Source organism: Paenibacillus cisolokensis, assembly GCF_050481165.1.
GTDB classification, from domain to species: Bacteria; Bacillota; Bacilli; order Paenibacillales; family Paenibacillaceae; genus Paenibacillus_AH; species Paenibacillus_AH cisolokensis.
The window spans coordinates 1-2,347 of sequence record NZ_JBCNFP010000007.1; the positions used below are offsets into that span (position 1 = coordinate 1).

The following is a 2,347-nucleotide window of genomic DNA, read 5'->3' on the forward strand; positions in this document are numbered from 1 at the left end:
AGCCCTGACTGAGCAGTCAGAGCGGTTCGGGGCACAACGTCAGAACAGGCGACACGTGATCGGCAATGCGGGCGACCACGGGGCCAGCTTCTCCAGAGCGGTGGCGTCCTGCAAGTTCGGCAACTGTGGCAGTTGCTCGAACAGGTACTGCAAATAAGCCTCCGGTTTCAGCCGGTTTGCTTTTGCCGTTTCGACGATGCTGTATAACACCGCACTGGCCCTTGCTCCGCGCGGCGTGTTGCTAAACAAGAAATTTTTTCGGCCGATCACCGTCGGCTTGATCGCCCGTTCGCTGCGGTTGTTGTCGATCTCCAGCCGCCCGTCCTGCAAAAAAGCAGTGAGCTTCGGCCACTGGTTCGTGCAGTAGGTGATCGCAGTGCCGAGCAGCCCTTTGGGCAACACGCGCGCGCGTTGGCCCTCAAGCCAAGCCGCCATCCGATCCAGAATCGGCTGGCTTTCCTCCAGGCGGGCTGCATGGCGCTCCTCCGCCGTCGCCTCCTTCCAGCGGCGTTCGACTTCAAACAGCGCATTGCACAAGGCCAACCCTTCCGCCGCGGCGGTTTGGGCGCGTTGCGCGGGCGGCGTCGCCTGCACGGCTTCGTGAAATTTGCGCCGCGCATGCGCCCAGCAGCCCAACTGCGTAACCCCCTTGAGCCTGGCATATCCGCTGTAGCCGTCCGTCTGCAAGTACCCCGTGAACCCGGTCAGAAAGGCCTCCGGGTGTTCGCTGCCGCGTCCAGTCCGGTAGTCGTACAGCACGACATCGGGCGCGGCTCCGCGCCCGGTGCGATACAGCCACAGGTACGATTTCGCTTGCGCGGATCGGCCCGGCTCCCGCAGGACCTGCAGCGTCGTTTCATCCGCATGGACATGATCTTGCGCCAGAAGCTTGGTATGGAAGAGATCGTACAAGGGAACGAGCCACCGCTCACTGGCGGCGATCAGCCAATTGGCCATCGTCTGCCGCGACAGGTCGATGCCCCATTGCCGGAACTGTTCTTCCTGCCGGTAGAGCGGCAAGCTGTTCACGTATTTCTGATGGATCACGTGCGCCAGCATGGAGGGCGACGCCAGACTGCCCGGCAACGCCGGGGCCGGCATGGGTGCGGTCACGACTGGAGTGCGCATGCCCGTTTGCTCGCAACAGCGGCAACTGTACACGTGGCGTACATGGAGGGCGACGCTCACCTGCGCCGGAATGATCTTCAGTTCCCGCCGCACTTCCGTGCTCATCGCATGCAGCGGCCCGGCGCAATCCGGGCAGACGCCTTCCGTTTCGTCCAGCGTATAGTGGATCGTTTCGACCGGCAGGTTCGCCAGTTTCGCTTCCCGTTCGCCTTTGGCTTTCTTCCGCCGCTGAACGGTCACCGTTTCGACCGTCGGCTCGGGTGCCTTCGGATCGGCCTCCGCTTCGGCTTCGTTGAACAGCGTCAGTTGATCCGGATGCGTTTGTTCGCTGGAGGCGCCGAAACGTTTTTGCTGCGCCCGCCGGAATTGCTCTTCGTACCAGGCAACCTGCAGCTTGAGCGCCGCCACTTGTTCGGTTAATTGTCGAATGACCTCTTCGGAGGTCGGGGGGGAGATGTCCGCTCGGTTTTCCATGATGATGGATTTCGCGACAGCGGGGCTCCTTTCCTGCCGATGAGCATGGCGATTTGGTGAACACGCCGATGGGAAAGCCGTTACAGGACGACCTCGGCGTGCACCGGCCGATGGGCCTGCCGCTGATCCAGCGCGAGTCCGTCCAGCAACCAGCGCAATTGACGGTGCTGCAGGGAGATCGTCAGGCTACTTCCGTCCGACGGCTCCGGCCATCGGAACGTGCCGCGCTCCAGCCGACGGTAGAACAGCCAGAAGCCGTTGTGTTCCCAGTAAAGCATTTTCAGCTTGTCCCGCTGCCGGTTGCAGAACACGAACAGGGTGGGCGCAAACGGACTGCAGCCAAAGCTTTCCTGGACAAGGGCGGCCAGCCCGTCGATCGATTTGCGCAGATCCGTCGCGCCACTGGCCAGGACGATCCGTTCGGGAAGGGGGAGCATCAGCAGCCCGCCTCCAGCACCCGCACCACTTGCGTGAGCAGGGACGCATCGAAACCGGGGCGGATGTCGATGGATGCGCTGCCGATCCGGACGACGAGAGGGGAGGCTTCCGCCGATGAAGGCGGCGTTGGGGTGACCGTCACCCAAGTCGTCGTTGGTGATTTCCGTTTGCCCGGCGACAGTTTGCGCAGCCAGTATTTCAGTTGGTTGAACGGGATTTCTTGGGCGGCACACCATGCTCGCATGGTCTGTCCGCTTTCCCGATAGGCACGGATCCGCTCCCGCCATTGCTCGTTGCGTTCATTTTC

General features: G+C 62.5%; 3 protein-coding genes. All 3 read right to left on the minus strand.

Annotated elements, in window-relative coordinates:
* Positions 1 to 39: 39 nt before the first annotated feature.
* Entirely contained in the window at positions 40 to 1,602 is a 1,563-nt protein-coding gene (tnpC, locus tag ABEV74_RS01495) for an IS66 family transposase (RefSeq protein WP_430142963.1), read from the minus strand.
* 80 nt (positions 1,603 to 1,682) lie between these two features.
* Positions 1,683 to 2,039, minus strand: coding sequence for an IS66 family insertion sequence element accessory protein TnpB (gene tnpB / locus ABEV74_RS01500; protein WP_019124014.1), 357 nt, complete (start codon positions 2,037 to 2,039; stop codon positions 1,683 to 1,685).
* The coding region (gene tnpA, locus ABEV74_RS01505; protein WP_430142964.1) for an IS66 family insertion sequence element accessory protein TnpA at positions 2,039 to 2,347 on the minus strand (309 nt) is incomplete at its 5' end. The genes tnpB and tnpA, both read right to left, overlap by 1 nt.

Bases quoted from the DNA above. Each gene is read 5' to 3' on its own strand.
- tnpC (WP_430142963.1), bottom strand. From the start codon at position 1,602: ATGGAAAACCGAGCGGACATCTCCCCCCCGACCTCCGAAGAGGTCATT.
- tnpB (WP_019124014.1), bottom strand. From the start codon at position 2,039: ATGCTCCCCCTTCCCGAACGGATCGTCCTGGCCAGTGGCGCGACGGAT.